Consider the following 18,183-nt stretch of genomic DNA (forward strand, 5'->3'; position numbering starts at 1 on the left):
TTATGCTCTCAGGTTTATTTTCACACTCCGCGGCCGGTGCCGCGGATTTTTCACATCTGGAACAGGCCAGCGTCGAGTTTCGTCATGTGGACAAACGCTACGGTGACCATCAGGTTTTAAACGACATAAATCTCAACATCACGCCCGGTGAAGTGGTCGCCATCCTCGGCCCCTCGGGTTCCGGTAAATCCACCCTGATTCGTCTCATCAACCAGCTTGAAAGCCTGAGCGGCGGGGAGATTCTGGTCGACAGCAAGCCTACCGCAAAGCTCTCCGGTAGCGGGCTGCGCCAGCTGCGCAGCCGCGTGGGGTTTGTGTTCCAGCAGTTCAATCTTTACGCCCATCTCACCGCCAGCCAGAACATTACCCTGGCCCTGGAGCACGTTCACGGCTGGAAGCCGCAGCCTGCCCAGGAGCGCGCGCTGGCCCTGCTGGAAAAGGTCGGGATGCTGGAAAAAGCCCACCATTTCCCGGCAGAGCTTTCCGGTGGACAGCAGCAACGCGTCGCGATTGCCCGCGCCCTAGCCTCTTCACCGCAAATCATCCTGTTCGATGAACCCACCTCCGCGCTGGATCCGGAGATGATTGGTGAAGTGCTGTACGTGATGAAAGCCCTCGCCCACAGCGGGATCACGATGATCGTGGTGACCCACGAGATGCAGTTTGCCCGGGAAATTGCCGACCGGATTGTCTTTATCGACGGCGGGCAAATTCTGGAAACCGCTCCGCCGGCGCAGTTTTTCAGCCGGCCGTCGCATCCGCGCGCGCAGCGGTTCCTGCAAAAGGTACTCAACCCGCTGCATCAGGAGCATCTGTAATGCCCGCGCTGGACTGGCAGGGGGTACTGACCGGACAGCCTCTGCAGTGGATACTCTCCGGATTCCTCACCACCCTGTGGGTAACGCTTGCCGGGATGCTGCTGGCCAGCCTGCTCGCACTGCTCTTTATGCTTCTGCGCCTTTCCGGCGGACGCCTCGGGAACGCGGTCGTCAGCAGCTGGGTGTCGCTGTTTCGCAATACGCCGCTGCTGGTGCAGCTGCTGTTCTGGTATTTTGCCGCCTGGAACGGACTACCGCAGGCGTTCCGCGACGCGGTGAACGCGGATCACAGCTGGTCAATTCTGCCCGGCGACGTCTGGTGGTTTACGCCCGAATTTTTATGTTCTGCCTGGGGGTTGGGCGTCTTTACCTCGGCGTTTTTAATCGAAGAGGTGGAGTCGGGGTTACGTTCCGTGCCTGCCGGACAGCGGGAGGCGGCGCTCGCTCAGGGATTCTCCGCGTGGCGTCTGTTTCGTTACATCCTTCTGCCGCAGGGTCTGGCCAACGCCTGGCAGCCGGTCGTGGGCCAGTACCTTAATCTGATGAAGCTCTCCTCGCTCGCAAGCGGAATTGGCTTTGCCGAGCTGACCTATCAGGTCAGGCAGATCGAGAGCTATAACGCGCACGCGCTAGAGGCATTTACCCTCGGAACCGCACTCTATCTGCTGACCGGCCTGGTCATGGGGATGGTGCTGGTTCGCATCGGACCTGAAGCGAAACGTAAACGCGCAAACGTCGCCACCTCAGGGAGTGAAAAACATGATTGCCGGACTTAATGTCATCACCGATAACCTCGATTACCTGCTGTGGGGCCGCGCGGCAACGGGTGAACCGGGGGGCGTACTGCTCTCGTTGATAATGGCGATTGGGGCCGCCGTCATCGCTCTGCCCGGAGGGATAGTGCTCGCGTGTCTGGCCTGGCGCTTTACCGGGCTTGTGCGAAAGGCCCTCTTTTTGTGGGCAGAGCTGATTCGCGGTATCCCGCTCATCTTCGTGATTTTCTGGATGTGGTATCTCCTGCCGCTTATGACCGGAGGCGATCTGCCGGGGGCGCTTACCGTCACGCTGGCCCTGGCCTGGTTTACCGCGGCAACCGTAATGCACTCGGTACTGGCCGGGCTTAACGCGCTACCGTCCGGGCAGTACGAGGCCGCACTGTCTCAGGGATTCAGCACGCAGCAAACCCTCCTGCGCGTGCTGCTTCCGCAGGCGCTGAGGAATATTCTGCCGTCGCTGGTGGGGATATTTATCAGCCTGCTGAAGGATACGTCGCTGGCGTTTATCGTGAACGTACCGGAACTGACCACGGTGGCGGGACAGGTCAACAACCGGGTGCAAATCTACCCGGCGGCCATTTTTATCTTTACGGGCGTGGTCTACTACCTGCTCTGCTGCTCGCTCGAGCAGCTTGCAAAACGCTGGCGCTTTACCCGGCCAGCGCTTTAACCACCGTTTCCATCGCTTCGGTTGTCAATTCACTGCGCTTAACGCGCTGGTTCGCCAGCGCGGTACGCAGGACTCCGGCAATGACAATATGCTTTGGCTCCTGCCCTAAATCACGCATCTCGAGCACCACCTTCCCGACCACCCGGCACATCTCCTGGTACAGCGCTTCATCTTTGGTCACGTTACCCATCGTCATCACTCCATTGCCTTTTAAACGTTGAGCTTAAATGATTCTCCTGCCGGATACAAAAAAGAAGCCCGGCGAGAGACTCGCCGGGCTTCATCTGTAAAATCAGTAAATTAGTTGTTTACTGGAATAACCGCGCCTTTGTACTTGGTGCGGATCCAGTCCTGAATCTCTTTCGAGTGCAGCACGTTCACCAGCGCGACGATATCTTTCTTCTTCTCGTCACCGCGGTGCACGGTAATGATGTTTGCGTACGGGTTGTTTTCACCGCTCTCTACCGCAATTGGGTCGTGAACCGGGTCCAGACCCGCGTCAATCGCGTAGTTGGCGTTGATCACCACCGCAGCGCCTTCGTCGTTGTTGTACATCTGCGGCAGCAGAGAGGCTTCAACGTTAGGCGTGAACTTCAGCTTTTTCGGGTTCTCGACGATGTCGCTGATGCGCGCGGTCACTTTATCGATGCCCGGCTTCAGCTTGATCACGCCCTCTTTCTCGAAGATGGAGAGAATGCGCCCTTCTTCAGAAACCGCGTCACGCATGATGATCTTGCCACCTTCCGGCAGGTCTTTCAGCGACTTGTATTTTTTGGAGTAGATGCCGATTGGCTCAATGTGGATCGCGCCCGCGCTGACAAAATCGTAGTCTTTATCGCCCGCATGATCTTTCAGCACGCTGTTCAGGTAAGGAATGTGCTGGAAATAGTTCGCGTCGATGTCATGACCCGCCAGCGCGGTGTTCGGCAGAATGTAGTCCTGAAACGGTTTAATCTCCAGGTCGATACCCTGCTTCGCCAGAATCGGCTTTGCCTGCTCCAGAATTTCGGCGTGCGGAGTGTTGGATGCGCCCACGGTCAGGGTATCAGCCCAGGAAGCGAAGCTCAGGGCGCTCAGGGTTGCGGCGGCGATCAGTGTCAGTGTCTTTTTCATGATGTGGTTCCTGTGTGTTATTAGAGATTATCTTTTGTCTAACAGTGAAGTAATGACATCGCCGCAGAACTGGATAATGAAAACGATGATCAGAATGGTCACCGTTGCCACCAGCGTGACGTCACCATGGTTGCGCTGGAATCCTTCCAGATAAGCCAGATTTCCCAAACCGCCTGCGCCAATCACTCCCGCCATTGCGCTGTAGCTCACCAGCGCAATCAGCGTCACCGTAATACCTGATACCAGTGCAGGTGATGATTCCGGCAGTAAAACCCGAAACACTAACGTGCTCAGTCGTGCGCCCATCGAGCGCGTTGCTTCTATAACGCCTTTATCCACTTCACGCAGGGCGATCTCCACCAGGCGTGCGTAGAACGGTGCGGCGCCCACAATCAGCGCCGGCAGCGCCGCGTTGGCGCCAAGAATGGTGCCGACGACGGTCTTGGTGAACGGGATCAGCAGGACAATCAGAATGATGAACGGAATAGAGCGGAACACGTTCACCACAATCGAAATGACGCTGTAGACCGTGCGGTTGTGGAACAGCCCGCCGCGCGCGGTTAAAAACAGCGCCAGCCCCAGCACGAGCCCCAGAACAAACGTCGCCACGCCGGACAGTGCGGTCATGTACAGCGTCTCCAGCGTCGCCCCCCAGAGCTGATCCCACTTGAGATGCGGAAAGAGATTCTCAGCCATGTTTAATCACCTCGCCTTCAATATCGCTGTGCTGCAGGTCGGCGAGGATATTGTTCAGTTGTTCATCGGATGCCACTACATGTACCCAGAGCTGACCAAACACGCCGTGGGCGGTTTGAGTCATTTTCCCGTGCAGGATGTTAAACGGCAGGCCGTAGCGCAGGGTCAGTTCACCCACGATCGGCTTATGGGTGCTGTGCCCGGTAAAGGTCAGCCTGATGACCGTGCCTTCCAGATCCTTTGCCAGTTCGGTATTGAAGGTTTCCTCTTCGGCGTACTGGCTCACCTGGCGGACAAACTGCTGCGTAATCGGCTGCTGCGGATGGGTAAAGACGCTCAGCACGTCGCCCTCTTCCACGACTTTACCGTTCTCCATCACCGCCACGCGGTCGCAGATTTTGCGCACCACGTGCATCTCGTGCGTGATCAGCACGATGGTCAGCCTGAAGCGGCGGTTAATATCCAGCAGCAGATCGAGTATCTGATCGGTGGTCTGCGGGTCTAGCGCGGACGTGGCTTCATCGCAGAGCAGCACGTCAGGGTTGTTTGCCAGCGCGCGGGCAATGCCGACGCGCTGTTTTTGCCCGCCGCTCAGCTGGGACGGGTAGGCATTCTCACGCCCCTTCAGGCCTACCAACTCCACCAGCTCGGCGACGCGCGCCTTGATGCTGGCTTTTGGCACACCGGCGATTTGCATCGAGAAAGCGATGTTCTCGCTCACCGTGCGCGACCACAGCAGGTTGAAGTGCTGGAACACCATGCTGATTTTCAGACGCGCCTGGCGCAGCGCTTCGCCCTTTGCGGCAGAGATATCCTGCCCGTTAATGGTGACGCTTCCGGCGCTGGGTTTTTCCAGGCCGTTCAGCAGACGAATCAGCGTGCTTTTCCCGGCTCCGCTGTAGCCGATAATTCCGTAAATCTGTCCCTGCTCTATCGTCAAATTGACGTTATCAACGGCAGTCAGCGCGACCTTTCCGTTGTCAAAAACCTTCGAAATATTCCTGAGTACGATCATTCTTATTCTTTATCCGTTTCGCGCATGGCTGTTTAGCAGTATGGATGTCCAAACGATAGTAAACAGGCGTTATCAGGTTTTAAATGACCAAAAAAGAATTTGTTATAACTTTCGGAAATAAACAGCGGATTGAGCGGGTGGGGAACATTTAGACCAATTTCAGCAATGATTATCTGCCGGATGCATATCTGCCGGTTGATGCCCGCGAAAAACGGTCATTTTTGCAGCATTTCATGCCGATATAGCCATCCTCACATCCAGACAACTTTACGTCTTGCTGTCCTGACTTCCAAAAATGGCATATATATTCTTTTCTGTTCTAAAGAGCAGTGAATGGTTCTTTATTGAGAAAATTTCACCGCCCTATCATCCCGTCATGACATCCAGAAAGGAAAACATCATGACGATTTATCACTCCGTCACTGAACTGATTGGTCGTACCCCGCTTATCCAGCTGCATAAGCTTGATACCGGTCCCTGCTCGCTGTTCCTGAAGCTGGAAAACCAGAATCCGGGCGGTTCTATTAAGGATCGCGTCGCGCTGTCGATGATTAACGAAGCGGAGCGTACCGGGCAGCTGCAGCCGGGCGGCACGATTATTGAGGCAACGGCGGGAAATACCGGGCTCGGCCTGGCCCTGATCGCCGCCCAGAAAGGCTACTCGCTGATCCTGGTGGTGCCGGACAAAATGAGCCGCGAGAAGATTTTCCACCTGCGCGCGCTGGGTGCCCAGGTGGTGCTGACCCGCTCCGACGTCAACAAGGGCCACCCCGCCTACTACCAGGATTACGCCCAGCGCCTGGCCAACGAGCTGCCCGGCGCGTTTTACATCGACCAGTTCAATAACGAAGCCAACCCGCTGGCGCACCGCACCACCACGGCACCGGAGCTGTACGAGCAGCTTGACGGCAGGATCGACGCCATCGTGGTGGGCGTCGGCTCAGGCGGTACGCTGGGCGGCCTGCAGGCGTGGTTCGCCGAGCACTCTCCGCACACGGAGTTTGTACTGGCTGACCCGGCCGGTTCCGTTCTGGCCGACCAGGTGGAAACCGGACGCTACCACGACGCGGGCTCCTGGCTGGTTGAGGGTATTGGCGAAGACTTTATTCCGCCGCTGGCCCACATTGAAGGGGTGAATCGCGCCTGGCGCATTACCGACCGCGAGGCCTTCACCACCGCGCGCGACTTGCTGAAAACGGAAGGCATTCTGGCGGGCTCCTCCAGCGGCACGCTGCTGGCGGCCGCGCTGAAATATTGCCAGGCGCAGACCGCGCCGAAACGCGTGGTGACCTTCGCCTGCGACAGCGGCAATAAGTACCTCTCGAAGATGTTCAACGATGACTGGATGCGTCAGCAAGGGCTCATCACCCGCCCTCAGGCCGGCGATCTCTCTGACTACATCGCCCTGCGCCACGATGAAGGCGCCACCGTCACCGCCGCCCCGGACGACACGCTCTCCACCGTCCTGGCGCGCATGCGTCTGTATGACATCTCCCAGCTGCCGGTGCTGGAGAACGGCAAGGTGGTGGGCATTATCGACGAGTGGGATCTCCTGCGGCATATCGGCGGCGACGGCGATCGCTTCTCGCTTCCGGTGACGGCAGCCATGACGCGTCAGGTGGAGTTCCTGGATAAACACGCCCCGGAAAGCGCCCTGAACGCCATCTTCGACCGCGGCCTGGTGGCCGTGATTAATGACAACGACCGTTTTCTCGGTCTGATTACGCGCAGCGACGTTCTGACCGCCTGGCGCAACCGTCTTCAGCAATAAAGGAATAGATGATGAAAAACCTGGCTACCCTGAGCGTACACAGCGGTGAGTTCAACGACCAACACGGCGCCGTCATGCCGCCGATTTACGCTACCTCGACGTTTGCGCAACCGTCACCCGGCGAGCATACCGGCTATGAGTATTCCCGCAGCGGCAACCCCACCCGCCACGCGCTGGAAACCGCCATCGCCGAACTCGAAGGCGGCACGCGCGGCTACGCCTTCGCCTCCGGCCTGGCGGCCATCTCCACGGTGCTCGAACTGCTGGATAAAGACAGCCATATTGTCGCCATCGATGACGTTTACGGTGGGACGTACCGCCTGATTGAAAACGTGCGCAAGCGCAGCACAGGCCTGCAGGTCAGCTGGGTTAAGCCGGACGACCTGGCCGGGCTTGAAGCGGCCATTCGCCCAGATACCCGCATGGTGTGGGTCGAAACGCCAACCAACCCGCTGCTGAAGCTGGCGGATCTGGCGGCCATTGCGGCGATCGCGCGTCGTCATAACGTCATCAGCGTGGCGGATAACACCTTCGCGTCGCCGGTGATCCACCGTCCGCTGGAGTCGGGTTTCGATATCGTGGTGCACTCCGCCACCAAATACCTGAACGGCCATTCTGACGTGGTGGCCGGGCTGGCGATTGTCGGGGACAACAAGGAACTGGCGGATAAGCTGGGCTATCTGCAAAACGCGGTGGGCGGCGTACTGGATCCGTTCAGCAGCTTCCTGACGCTGCGCGGTATACGCACGCTTGCGTTGAGGGTAGAAAAGCACAGCACCAACGCGCTGGCGATTGCGCAATGGCTGGATCAGCATCCTCTGGTCGAAAAGGTTTTCTATCCCGGCCTGGAATCGCATCCACAGTATCAGCTTGCCCGCACGCAGATGGCGCTGCCCGGCGGCATGATTTCCGTCGTGGTAAAAGGCGATGCGCAACGCGCCACCGAGGTGATTCGCAGCCTGAAGCTGTTCACCCTCGCGGAGAGCCTCGGCGGCGTGGAAAGTCTGGTGAGCCAGCCTTACAGCATGACGCACGCCTCGATTCCGCTGGAGCAACGGCTGGCAAACGGCATTGTGCCGCAGCTGATCCGTCTGTCAGTCGGGATTGAAGATCCCAAAGACCTGATTGCCGACCTCAGCCAGGCGCTGCAAAAATAAGCAAAACGCGGCAGGTCAATCACCTGCCGCCATAAGTTGTCATCATGGCTTAACGCCTTGATAACAATATTATGTGAAACTGCATAGATTATTTCTGAAACACCGTTTCCATTTTCCTTTTATCTTAAAATCAGCGTATAATGCGCGCCTAATCCCTGGTGAATGGTTTCAGCGCTTGGAATACAAAAAACAACGTACAACTTCTCCTCTCCTTCGTTGGGCTGTCACTCAGGCACACTTTCTTCTGCACGCTCATTTGATGTCTCCTATCCTTAGTGCGTGTCATATACTCTTTTGCAACACAGGTTTGACTCCGCGGCGGTGCGCCCCCGGAGCGAGATTTCCATATCCTTCCCAACTTAAAGACTAAGACTGTCATGAAAAAGACGAAAATTGTTTGTACTATCGGCCCGAAAACCGAATCTGAAGAGATGCTGACCAAGATGCTGGACGCTGGCATGAACGTGATGCGTCTGAACTTCTCCCACGGTGACTACGCAGAACACGGTCAGCGTATCCAGAACTTGCGCAACGTGATGAGCAAGACCGGTAAAAAAGCGGCGATCCTGCTGGATACCAAAGGTCCAGAAATCCGTACCATCAAACTGGAAGGCGGTAACGACGTTTCCCTGAAAGCGGGCCAGACCTTCACCTTCACCACCGACAAATCCGTTGTCGGCAACAGCGAAATCGTTGCAGTGACCTACGAAGGCTTCACCAGCGATCTGTCCGTCGGTAACACCGTGCTGGTAGACGATGGTCTGATCGGTATGGAAGTCACCGCGATCGAAGGTAACAAGGTTATCTGTAAAGTGCTGAACAACGGCGACCTGGGCGAAAACAAAGGCGTTAACCTGCCGGGCGTCTCTATCGCACTGCCAGCACTGGCTGAAAAAGACAAACAGGACCTGATCTTCGGCTGTGAACAAGGCGTTGACTTTGTTGCGGCATCCTTCATCCGTAAGCGTTCTGACGTGGTTGAAATTCGTGAGCACCTGAAAGCGCACGGCGGCGAGAAGATCCAGATCATCTCCAAAATTGAAAACCAGGAAGGCCTGAACAACTTCGACGAGATCCTCGAAGCGTCTGACGGCATCATGGTTGCACGTGGCGACCTGGGCGTAGAAATCCCGGTTGAAGAAGTGATCTTCGCGCAGAAGATGATGATCGAGAAATGTGTTCGCGCGCGTAAAGTGGTTATCACCGCAACGCAGATGCTGGACTCCATGATCAAAAACCCACGCCCAACCCGCGCAGAAGCAGGCGACGTGGCAAACGCCATCCTCGACGGTACCGATGCCGTTATGCTGTCCGGCGAATCCGCGAAAGGTAAATATCCGCTGGAAGCGGTGTCCATCATGGCCACCATCTGCGAACGTACCGACCGCGTAATGAAAAGCCGTCTGGACTACAACAACGACAGCCGCAAGCTGCGCATCACCGAAGCAGTATGCCGCGGTGCTGTAGAAACGGCTGAGAAACTGGAAGCACCGCTGATCGTGGTTGCCACCCAGGGCGGTAAATCTGCTCGCGCAGTGCGTAAATACTTCCCGGATGCGACTATCCTGGCGCTGACCACCAACGAAACCACTGCCCGTCAGCTGGTGCTGAGCAAAGGCGTGATCCCTCACCTGGTGAAAGAGATCGCGTCTACGGATGATTTCTACCGTCTGGGTAAAGAAGTGGCGCTGGAGCTGGTTGATCGCGGTCTGGCACAGAAAGGTGACGTTGTGGTCATGGTTTCTGGCGCGCTGGTACCAAGCGGAACCACCAATACCGCATCTGTTCACGTGCTGTAATAATTCCCGAACGAATTAATTTTGATAAAAAGCGCCTCCGGGCGCTTTTTTTATTCCTGTCATTAGCCAAAGTCATTCAAATTGCAAATCGGGTTTTTCTATTTAATTGCGAATTATCTAAGATGAATCCGATGATAAATGCCTTTTTTTACATAGATTTTTGCCCAAAAAGGGCTGATTCGATGCTTCTTTGAGCGAACGATCAAAAATAGGTGTATTCCCATCAAAAAAATATTCTCAACCCAAAAAACTTTGTGTAATACTTGTAACGCTACATGGAGATTAACTCAATCTAGAGGGTATTAATAATGAATCGTACTAAACTGGTACTGGGCGCGGTAATCCTGGGTTCTACTCTGCTGGCTGGTTGCTCCAGCAACGCTAAAATCGATCAGCTGTCTTCTGACGTTCAGACTCTGAACGCTAAAGTTGACCAGCTGAGCAACGACGTGAACGCAATCCGTTCCGACGTTCAGGCTGCTAAAGACGACGCAGCTCGCGCTAACCAGCGTCTGGACAACCAGGCTACTAAATACCGTAAGTAATAGTACCTGTTAATAAAATGGCGCACAATGTGCGCCATTTTTTTTGCCTGCGTCAAACGGCTACTGCGTCACCTTCTCCCCTTCATCTTCCGCTACCGCTGCGGACACCCGGCTGTTCTGCACCGACAGCACGCTATTGCTGGCTGACGGACCGCTACCTGACGACACGATAACCGGGATCCCTGCACGGCGTGACAGGGCGCGATCGATCAGCGCCTTATCGCTTCCCGCCTGAGAAACAAAGGTCGCAAAGTCTGCGGAATGGGTAATAGGCGAGACCTGCGGGTTTTCTCCCTCAGCCTGCGCCAGCGGGCGGTGGACTTCAATATAGCGTTTACCATCCGGCTCGACGGCGAACTTCACGGGTTCATTGATAATCTGTACCCGCGTGCCAACCCGCACCTGTTCGAACAGGGCTTTAATGTCCGGGGCATTCATCCGCATACAGCCGGAGCTGACCCGCAGGCCGACGCTGTCCGGCGCGCTGGTGCCGTGGATGAGATATTCCCCATTACCCACGCCTAAACGCAGTGCGAAGCGTCCCAGAGGGTTATTTGGCCCGGCAGGCACCACCGGCGGTAATTTAATTCCCTGCTCCAGAGAGCGTGCTCTGATGCCCGGCGTAGGTGTCCAGGTGGGATTCGGGATTTTCTGGCTCACGCGCGTGGTCGTGACCGGCGTTTCCAGCCCCAGCTGTCCGATGCCGAGCGGGAAGACCTGAACGATGTCTTCTCCCGGCGGGAAGTAGTAGAGCCGAAGCTCTGCGAGGTTCACCACAATGCCCTCGCGCGGCGTGTCCGGCAGCAGCATCTGCGACGGGATGGTAATCACGGTTCCCGGCGCAGGGTTTACCGGCGCAATGGTATTGTTCGTTTCCAGGATCACCTGCGCCGCCGTATTAAACCGGCGGGCGATAGTCTGAAGCTTATTATCCCCTTCCTGTATCGTGTAGGTTTGATTTTGCCCAATCAGACGACTGCCTGCGGGCGGCAACGGATAGTCCATCGCGCGGGCCGAATTAAGTGCACCGAGCGAACTGAGGAGTAAGAGAGTTATTAGAGACGCGCGCTTCATGCTGAGATTCCTTATTCACTGACAGAACGCCAGAAAGCTGAAAAACCAGCGAGGCGGGAACCACCTCGCGAAACAGAATGAATGCTGTTCTGTAAGTCTAGCTAAGGATTGCAGCTTTGGCGCGAATGGCGCGGATCATCGCTTCCAGTCCCTGGGATCGGGACGGGGTGAGGTGTTGGGTCAGGGCCATTTTTTCAAACCACGGGCGGACGTCGAATGCCACAATATCCTGCGCCGACATCCGGTGATAAAGAATAAAGACGACGGCAATAAGCCCTTTTACAATTGCCGCATCGCTGTCGCCGTGCAGTTCGATAGTGCCGTCGTCCGACTGCGCCATCACAATCCACACCTGGCTCTGACAGCCCTGAATAATATTTTCCGGATTATGCGCCTCTTCACCGAGCGGCGGCAGACGCTGCCCCAGTTCGATGATATAAAGGTACTTCTCTTCCCAGTTTGCGCAACGCGAGAAGTTGCGCAGTAATTTGTCTCTGTCCGGCAGTTCCGCCATCTTCGCCTCTCCGTTAGCCCAGCAGCTGATGAATGCGCTTAAGCCCCGCCACCAGCCTGTCGACCTCTTCCGTTGTGTTGTACATCACCAGCGACGCGCGGCACATTGCCGGTACCTGGTAAAACGCCATCAGCGGCATCGCGCAGTGGTGCCCGGTACGGACCGCCACGCCGTAGTTATCGAGGAAACTGCCCACGTCATAGGCGTGATGTTTCCCGAGATTGAACGCAATCACCCCTTGCCGGTCGGCAGGCCCGTAGAGGGTCAGATCCGGCACGCTGGCGAGCTCCGCAAGCGCATAGTGCATCAGCAGCTGTTCGTACTCCTGAATGCTATCAAGGCCGATTGCGGAGACATATGAAACCGCCGCCCCCAGACCGATAATCCCGCCGGTGTTGGGCGTACCCGCCTCAAAACGCCAGGGCGCGCGGGCATAGGTAGTGCCTTCCGTCAGGCTAACGGTGGCGATCATCGACCCGCCCCCTTCCCACGGCGGCATCGCCTGCAGGATCGCCTCTTTCACGTACAGCACGCCAATCCCGGTCGGCCCATAGAGCTTGTGGCCTGAAAAGACGTAGAAATCGCAGTCCAGCGCCTGGACGTCAACCGCGTGGTGCATCACCGCCTGAGCGCCGTCAATCAGCACCTTCGCGCCCGCCTGATGGGCCTTTTCGACAATCTCTGCCACCGGGTTTTCCGTCCCCAGCACGTTGGAGACCTGGGTGACCGCCACCAGCCGCGTTTTATCGTCAAGCAGTACGTCTAGCTGCTCGAGCTGCAGCGTCCCGTCGGCATTCAGCGGGATCACCCGCAGCTGCGCGCCAACGCGCTCGCAGAGCATCTGCCACGGCACGATATTGGCGTGGTGTTCCATCTGGGTGATGATGATGTTATCCCCCGCGTGGACCTGCGCGTTGCCCCAGCTGTTAGCGACAAGGTTGATCCCTTCGGTGGTTCCGCGCACAAAGACCAACTCTTCAGGCGAACCTGCATTGAGGAAGGCGGCCAGCTGCGTACGCACGTTTTCCATACGCTGGGTCGCCTCGGCGCTCAGGGTATGGATACCGCGATGCACGGCGGCGTAGCCGTGGCGATAAAACTCGGCTTCCGCATCCACCACCTGATTCGGCTTCTGCGCGCTGGCCGCGCTGTCCAGATAGGCCAGAGGAAGACCATTTACTTCACGGGTCAGAACCGGGAAATCTGCCCGCACTTTCTCGACGGGAAAACTCATGCTTCGCCTCCAGGCAGACGCTGGCCGATACGCGCCAGCACCTGCTGTTTTAACTGACCATCGTTCAGCGCTTCCGTCAGTTCGGCGGCAAACGCATAGATAATCATTTTCTGCGCCGCCTGCTCGTCGATGCCGCGGGAACGCAGGTAGAACATCTGCTCGTCGTCGATCCGCCCGACCGTCGCACCGTGGCTGCACTTCACGTCGTCGGCGTAGATCTCCAGCTGCGGTTTGGTGTCCACCTCCGCCAGGCGCCCTAACAGCAGATTGTTGTTGGTCATCTGCCCGTCGGTTTTAATGGCGTGCTGCGCCACGTTAATCAGTCCGTTAAACACCGCGCGGCCTCTGTCGCTGACGATGGTTTTATGCAGCTGGCGGCTGTTGCAATAGCCCTTGTTGTGCTCCAGCCAGGTGCGCGTGTCGCACACCTCTGATTTAACCGGCATCGCCAGGCTGTTGATGCGCAGCGTGGTGTTTTCACCGTTAAGCTGCGTGCTGGTGTTGTGGCGCAGCACCGCCCCGCCGAGCAGGAAGCTATGGCTGTACGCCGCGGCATCCTGACCCAGCACAATGTCGTTATGGGCAAAGTGGTGGCTCTGCGCATTTTCAAACGCCAGCTTGACGTGGTGAAGCTGCGCATTGGCGGCAACGTTCATCGTCAGACGGGATCCGGTAAAGTGACGCGTCTCATTAAGGCTGACGTAATGTTCAATGACCGTGGCCTCCGCCCCTTCCGCCAGCTCCAGATGGTGGCGATAGTGCGCGGTGTTGATTTCATCGCCGTCCAGCCCCTGGGTGATGTGCATCAGCAGCAGCGGTTTTGCCGGACGCTGGTTACGCTTCACGCGGATGTGCGTCACGCTGCGGGCCAGACTCTCGGTCAGGTGCAGGAAAACCTCAGGCTGAACCGGGGCGCTCAGGGACTGGCGATCGTCGTTTATCTCAATCTCAAATCCACTCGCCTGAAGCGCGTCGCTCAGCTCCGGACGGAACGCGCCATCGACAAACACGAGGCGCACGGCGTCCACGCCCACCGCCAGCGCGTCACGCTGCGCAGACGTGAGATCCGCCAGACGGGTCACATACTCGGCGTTCAGCAGGCCATCAAGCGGGGTGTACTTCCAGTTCTCATGCTTACGCGTCGGCAGGCCGAGACGCAGCATCTGCTGCAGATGCTGCTGCGCCTGCTCAGAGCGCGTGCCGCCCTGGGCTTCAAACAGCCTGTGCCACTGCTGGAGCGCATTACTGCTGTTCGGTAAGCCAGCCATAGCCCTGCTCCTCCAGTTGTTTAACCAGCGTGAAATCACCGGATTTCACAATACGCCCCTGGTAAAGCACGTGGACGTAATCCGGCTTGATGTAGTCCAGAATACGCTGGTAGTGGGTGACGATAATGAACGAACGCTTGCCGTCGCGCAGGGAGTTCACCCCGTCAGCGACAATCTTCAGGGCGTCGATATCCAGACCGGAGTCGGTCTCATCCAGAATGCACAGCTCGGGCTCCAGCACCGCCATCTGCAGAATGTCGTTACGCTTTTTCTCGCCGCCGGAGAAGCCAACGTTCACCGAACGGGTCAGCAGATCCTCCGGCATTTTCAGCAGCTTGATCTTCTCTTCCATCAGATCCTGGAAGTCGAAGCGGTCCAGCGCCTCCAGGCCGCGATACTTGCGCACCGCATTCAGCGCCGTCTGCAGGAAGAACTGGTTGCTGACGCCCGGAATTTCGACCGGGTACTGGAAGGCCATAAAAATGCCCTCTCCCGCGCGGTCTTCCGGCGACATCTCCAGCAGATCTTTGCCGTTAAACTCGACCGAGCCCTGGGTTACCTCATAATCTTCGCGCCCCGCCAGCGTCGCAGAAAGCGTACTTTTTCCGGAGCCGTTCGGCCCCATAATGGCGTGGACTTCACCCGGCTTGACGTCAAAATTGAGGCCACGCAGGATGGCTTTGTCCTCTACGCTAACCTGTAAATCTTTAATGCTTAACATGTGCTTTCCTTAACCGACGCTGTGTTCAAGACTAATGGCGAGGAGTTTCTGGGCTTCAACGGCAAATTCCAGCGGCAGTTCAGAGAACACATCCTTACAGAAGCCGTTAACGATCATCGAGATGGCGTCTTCTTCGCTGATCCCGCGCTGCAGGCAGTAGAAGAGCTGATCTTCCCCAATCCGCGACGTCGTCGCCTCGTGCTCAAGCTGGGCCGTGTTGTTACGGCACTCGACGTACGGGAAGGTATGCGCCCCGCAGTCTGCGCCAATCAGCATCGAGTCACACTGGGTAAAGTTTCGCGCGTTGGTGGCCGTCGGCATGATTTTCACCAGCCCGCGATAGCTGTTCTGGCTATGCCCGGCGGAAATCCCTTTCGAGATGATGGTGGATTTGGTGTTTTTACCAATGTGGATCATCTTGGTGCCGGTATCGGCCTGCTGATGGCCGCTGGTCAGCGCCACCGAGTAAAACTCGCCGATGGAGTTATCCCCGCGCAGGATGCAGCTCGGGTATTTCCAGGTAATGGCCGAGCCGGTTTCAGACTGGGTCCACGACATCTTGCTGTTTTCGCCTTCGCACAGTGCGCGCTTGGTGACGAAGTTAAGGATACCGCCGGTATTGCCGTCGCCCGGGAACCAGTTTTGCACCGTAGAGTACTTCACCTCGGCATCTTTGTGGATGATGACCTCTACCACCGCCGCGTGCAGCTGGTAGCTGTCGCGAACCGGGGCGGAGCACCCTTCTATATAGCTGACGTAGCTGCCTTCATCCGCGACCAGGATCGTGCGTTCGAACTGGCCGGTTTTTTCGGCATTGATGCGGAAATAGGTGGAAAGCTCCATCGGACAGCGCACGCCTTTCGGCACATAGATAAAGGTGCCGTCAGAGGCTACCGCCGCGTTGAGCGCCGCGAAGAAGTTGTCGTTAGAGGGCACCACGGTCCCAATGTACTTTTTCACCAGTTCCGGATGATCGTGAATCGCTTCGCCGAAGGAGCAGAAAATGATCCCCTGCTCTGCCAGCTTATCGCGGTAGGTGGTCGCCACCGAGACGGAGTCGAAAATGGCGTCTACCGCCACCTCTCTCCCTTCACGCACGGGCACGCCCAGCTGGTTAAAGGCTTCTTCCACCTCTTTGCTGAGGAAGCTATTTTCAGCACCGGTTTGCTGCACCGCGCCGGGCTGCGAGGCGCAGGTGTCGTCACAGCTGCCGCAGGACGGCGCAGAGTAGTAGCTGTAATCCTGATAGTTCAGCTTGTCATAATGCGCTTTCAGCCAGTGCGGCTCTTCCATCTCCAGCCAGGCGCGAAAGGCGCTCAGGCGAAACTCCAGCATCCACTCCGGCTCGTTACGTTTCGCCGAGATCGCCCGCACGACATCTTCGTTGATGCCTTTCGCCAGCTCGTCGGTCTGCAGCTGGGTGAAGAACCCCTCTTTATAGTTGAGGTGCCCACCGCCCCAGGTATTTACTTCACTCGTTGCTTCAGTATTACGAGACATAGTACCGCCTATACCCCAAAGCTTTCGCCGCAGCCGCATTCGTTCTGGGCTTTCGGGTTATGAAATTTGAATAACTGGTTTAAGCCTTCGCGGACGTAGTCCACTTCGGTGCCGTCAATAAACGGCATGGCCTGCAGCGCGACGTACAGTTTCGCGCCGTCCGTCTCGAACACCAGATCATCTTTCTCGGGTTCGGTGACGGTATCGAGCACGTAGCCAAAACCTGCGCAACCGGTCTGTTTGACGCCCAAACGCACGCCGAGGATCTCGGGCTTTTTCGCCACCAGCTCGTGAATATGTGCCGCCGCCGCTGGCGTGAGCGTTAAACCACGCCAGGCAAAATCGGCAGGATTAAAGGTTTCTGAATGCAGTTCCATAGGTCCACCTCATCTGATAAGCCATCAGGGCATAACACCATGTTAGTGATAACGATTATCACTTCAACCCTCTGTCAGCAGGGGCATTCGGCTAAACCGCCCTTTTTGCCTACTTTTATTAAGCATAGACCCTATGGCAGGATGCAGTCAGGATGGATGTATTTGTTCAATGCATTGATTAATAATGCATTTCGTCGCGGTATTTATGACGAAGAGGAGAAAAGTAAAATATGCATCGGAAATGCCTATTTTTGAGATAGCTTTTGCTCAGAAAATGACAAAAACAAAAAAAGGCCCTCAAGGCCTCTCACGATCAGTGATGAAATGAAACAGCAAACCCCTGTTCACGCCAGTGATCGAGCTGTTCCTGCTGGCGAGGCGTTGGGGATTTCCCCGTCCAGACGAAGATTTTTTGCCCGGGGAAGAGTTCAGGACGCGGCGAATCAATAGGTTCCGCCAGGACGTCAATGTGCCAGCCCTTCTGCGATAATCGCGCGGCTTCCAGCCACAGGTGGGTGCGGTCATCGCATTCCCAACCTATCAGGAGCGCGTCTTTACCGGCTTTTTTTCGGGACTCTGCCAGGCTTGCAATGGCGAATTCGATCAGTACGCCGTCAAACAGGCTCGCCATGTGACGCACGGTATTTTGATCCTGATTCATTCGCTGCCGGACGGGAGAGATAATATTGTCAATCAGCGCGTCTATCGCGTGATCGCGGCGGAATTCACTGATTTTGGCGCGCAGCTTTGCCGGGCTGGCGTAACGCAGAACGGTCATCATCTCTTCCTGGAACGAGACCCAGTTGCCCTGAGTCAATACTTCTTTGTTTTCCAGCAGGGCTTTGACTTTTCCGACCGAGACGCCGCTCTTCATCAGGCGCTTGATCTCTTCAATACGCAGGATATCTTCATCGTCGAACTGACGATGACCCCCTTCGCTGCGCTGCGGCTTCAACAATCCATAACGGCGCTGCCAGGCACGCAGCGTAACGGGGTTGATACCGCATCGTTCGGCCACTTCGCCGATACTGTAATAGGCCATTAACTCCCTCACGCTCAGAACTTCCATACCTAACTGCACCAACCTTATCAGATTGTACACACCATTTGTATAACTAAGACCGCATTTTGAACG

General features: G+C 56.7%; 21 protein-coding genes. 8 read left to right on the top strand and 13 right to left on the bottom strand.

Annotated elements, in window-relative coordinates:
• The first annotated feature begins 2 nt into the window (after nt 1-2).
• The 3 genes from KIF87_RS08615 to KIF87_RS08625 are packed head-to-tail and all read left to right on the top strand — an operon-like array spanning nt 3 to nt 2,264.
• Nucleotides 3-818, top strand: a complete 816-nt coding sequence (locus tag KIF87_RS08615; protein WP_213328493.1) for an amino acid ABC transporter ATP-binding protein — start codon at nt 3-5, stop codon at nt 816-818.
• Entirely contained in the window at nt 818-1,594 is a 777-nt protein-coding gene (locus KIF87_RS08620) for an amino acid ABC transporter permease (RefSeq protein WP_213328494.1), read from the top strand. The genes KIF87_RS08615 and KIF87_RS08620 overlap by 1 nt, the downstream gene beginning before the upstream one ends.
• Nucleotides 1,578-2,264, top strand: coding sequence for an amino acid ABC transporter permease (locus KIF87_RS08625; RefSeq protein WP_121423476.1), 687 nt, complete (start codon nt 1,578-1,580; stop codon nt 2,262-2,264). The genes KIF87_RS08620 and KIF87_RS08625 overlap by 17 nt, the downstream gene beginning before the upstream one ends.
• Here the strand turns inward: KIF87_RS08625 and fumD are convergent.
• The 4 genes from fumD to KIF87_RS08645 all read right to left on the bottom strand — a co-directional run bounded on the left by fumD (nt 2,245) and on the right by KIF87_RS08645 (nt 5,088).
• A complete protein-coding gene (gene fumD, locus KIF87_RS08630) occupies nt 2,245-2,454 on the bottom strand; it encodes a fumarate hydratase FumD (RefSeq protein WP_008500615.1) in 210 nt (69 codons plus the stop codon). The genes KIF87_RS08625 and fumD overlap by 20 nt on opposite strands.
• Nucleotides 2,455-2,564: 110 nt before the next feature.
• Complete coding sequence (locus tag KIF87_RS08635) at nt 2,565-3,377, bottom strand: MetQ/NlpA family ABC transporter substrate-binding protein (protein ID WP_063142945.1); 813 nt, start codon at nt 3,375-3,377, stop codon at nt 2,565-2,567.
• Between the two features lie 27 nt (nt 3,378-3,404).
• Complete coding sequence (locus KIF87_RS08640; protein WP_213328495.1) at nt 3,405-4,073, bottom strand: methionine ABC transporter permease; 669 nt, start codon at nt 4,071-4,073, stop codon at nt 3,405-3,407.
• The gene (locus tag KIF87_RS08645) at nt 4,066-5,088 is read right to left on the bottom strand and encodes a methionine ABC transporter ATP-binding protein (protein ID WP_213328496.1); all 1,023 of its coding nucleotides are present in this window, start codon (nt 5,086-5,088) and stop codon (nt 4,066-4,068) included. The genes KIF87_RS08640 and KIF87_RS08645 overlap by 8 nt, the downstream gene beginning before the upstream one ends.
• Before the next feature lie 400 nt (nt 5,089-5,488).
• Here KIF87_RS08645 and KIF87_RS08650 point away from each other — a divergent pair, with 400 nt between their 5' ends.
• From KIF87_RS08650 to lpp, 5 genes are all read left to right on the top strand, one after another.
• Entirely contained in the window at nt 5,489-6,859 is a 1,371-nt protein-coding gene (locus tag KIF87_RS08650; RefSeq protein WP_213328497.1) for a pyridoxal-phosphate dependent enzyme, read from the top strand.
• Nucleotides 6,860-6,870: 11 nt separating this feature from the next.
• A complete protein-coding gene (locus KIF87_RS08655; protein ID WP_213328571.1) occupies nt 6,871-8,016 on the top strand; it encodes a trans-sulfuration enzyme family protein in 1,146 nt (381 codons plus the stop codon).
• Nucleotides 8,017-8,089: 73 nt separating this feature from the next.
• A complete protein-coding gene (gene ynhH, locus KIF87_RS23600) occupies nt 8,090-8,386 on the top strand; it encodes a protein YnhH (protein WP_418921897.1) in 297 nt (98 codons plus the stop codon).
• Between the two features lie 7 nt (nt 8,387-8,393).
• A complete protein-coding gene (gene pykF / locus KIF87_RS08660) occupies nt 8,394-9,815 on the top strand; it encodes a pyruvate kinase PykF (protein WP_023335415.1) in 1,422 nt (473 codons plus the stop codon).
• A gap of 308 nt (nt 9,816-10,123) precedes the next feature.
• Entirely contained in the window at nt 10,124-10,360 is a 237-nt protein-coding gene (gene lpp, locus KIF87_RS08665) for a murein lipoprotein Lpp (protein WP_010430241.1), read from the top strand.
• Here lpp and KIF87_RS23605 read toward each other — a convergent pair.
• The 9 genes from KIF87_RS23605 to KIF87_RS08705 all read right to left on the bottom strand — a co-directional run bounded on the left by KIF87_RS23605 (nt 10,344) and on the right by KIF87_RS08705 (nt 18,090).
• On the bottom strand, nt 10,344-10,388 hold the full coding sequence (locus KIF87_RS23605; protein WP_376740201.1) for a hypothetical protein: 45 nt from the start codon (nt 10,386-10,388) through the stop codon (nt 10,344-10,346). The genes lpp and KIF87_RS23605 overlap by 17 nt on opposite strands.
• A 32-nt stretch (nt 10,389-10,420) precedes the next feature.
• Nucleotides 10,421-11,434 (bottom strand): L,D-transpeptidase LdtE, encoded by a 1,014-nt coding sequence (gene ldtE, locus KIF87_RS08670; protein ID WP_213328498.1) that lies wholly within the window; start codon nt 11,432-11,434, stop codon nt 10,421-10,423.
• Nucleotides 11,435-11,531: 97 nt separating this feature from the next.
• On the bottom strand, nt 11,532-11,948 hold the full coding sequence (sufE, locus tag KIF87_RS08675) for a cysteine desulfuration protein SufE (protein WP_213328499.1): 417 nt from the start codon (nt 11,946-11,948) through the stop codon (nt 11,532-11,534).
• A 13-nt stretch (nt 11,949-11,961) separates the two neighbouring features.
• Nucleotides 11,962-13,182, bottom strand: coding sequence for a cysteine desulfurase SufS (gene sufS, locus KIF87_RS08680; RefSeq protein ID WP_213328500.1), 1,221 nt, complete (start codon nt 13,180-13,182; stop codon nt 11,962-11,964).
• Nucleotides 13,179-14,450: a Fe-S cluster assembly protein SufD gene (gene sufD, locus KIF87_RS08685; protein ID WP_213328501.1), complete on the bottom strand. Its 1,272-nt coding sequence runs from the start codon at nt 14,448-14,450 to the stop codon at nt 13,179-13,181. Before sufD ends, sufS begins: the two co-directional genes overlap by 4 nt.
• The gene (gene sufC / locus KIF87_RS08690; RefSeq protein ID WP_166770071.1) at nt 14,425-15,171 is read right to left on the bottom strand and encodes a Fe-S cluster assembly ATPase SufC; all 747 of its coding nucleotides are present in this window, start codon (nt 15,169-15,171) and stop codon (nt 14,425-14,427) included. Before sufC ends, sufD begins: the two co-directional genes overlap by 26 nt.
• Nucleotides 15,172-15,180: 9 nt before the next feature.
• Nucleotides 15,181-16,671: a Fe-S cluster assembly protein SufB gene (gene sufB / locus KIF87_RS08695; protein WP_213328502.1), complete on the bottom strand. Its 1,491-nt coding sequence runs from the start codon at nt 16,669-16,671 to the stop codon at nt 15,181-15,183.
• Between the two features lie 8 nt (nt 16,672-16,679).
• A complete protein-coding gene (gene sufA, locus KIF87_RS08700) occupies nt 16,680-17,048 on the bottom strand; it encodes a Fe-S cluster assembly scaffold SufA (RefSeq protein WP_008500631.1) in 369 nt (122 codons plus the stop codon).
• A gap of 313 nt (nt 17,049-17,361) precedes the next feature.
• The gene (locus KIF87_RS08705; protein WP_148243118.1) at nt 17,362-18,090 is read right to left on the bottom strand and encodes a MerR family transcriptional regulator; all 729 of its coding nucleotides are present in this window, start codon (nt 18,088-18,090) and stop codon (nt 17,362-17,364) included.
• Nucleotides 18,091-18,183 lie beyond the last annotated feature (93 nt).

It is taken from the genome of Enterobacter sp. 120016 (genome assembly GCF_018383635.1).
Taxonomy (GTDB): Bacteria; Pseudomonadota; Gammaproteobacteria; order Enterobacterales; family Enterobacteriaceae; genus Enterobacter; species Enterobacter asburiae_D.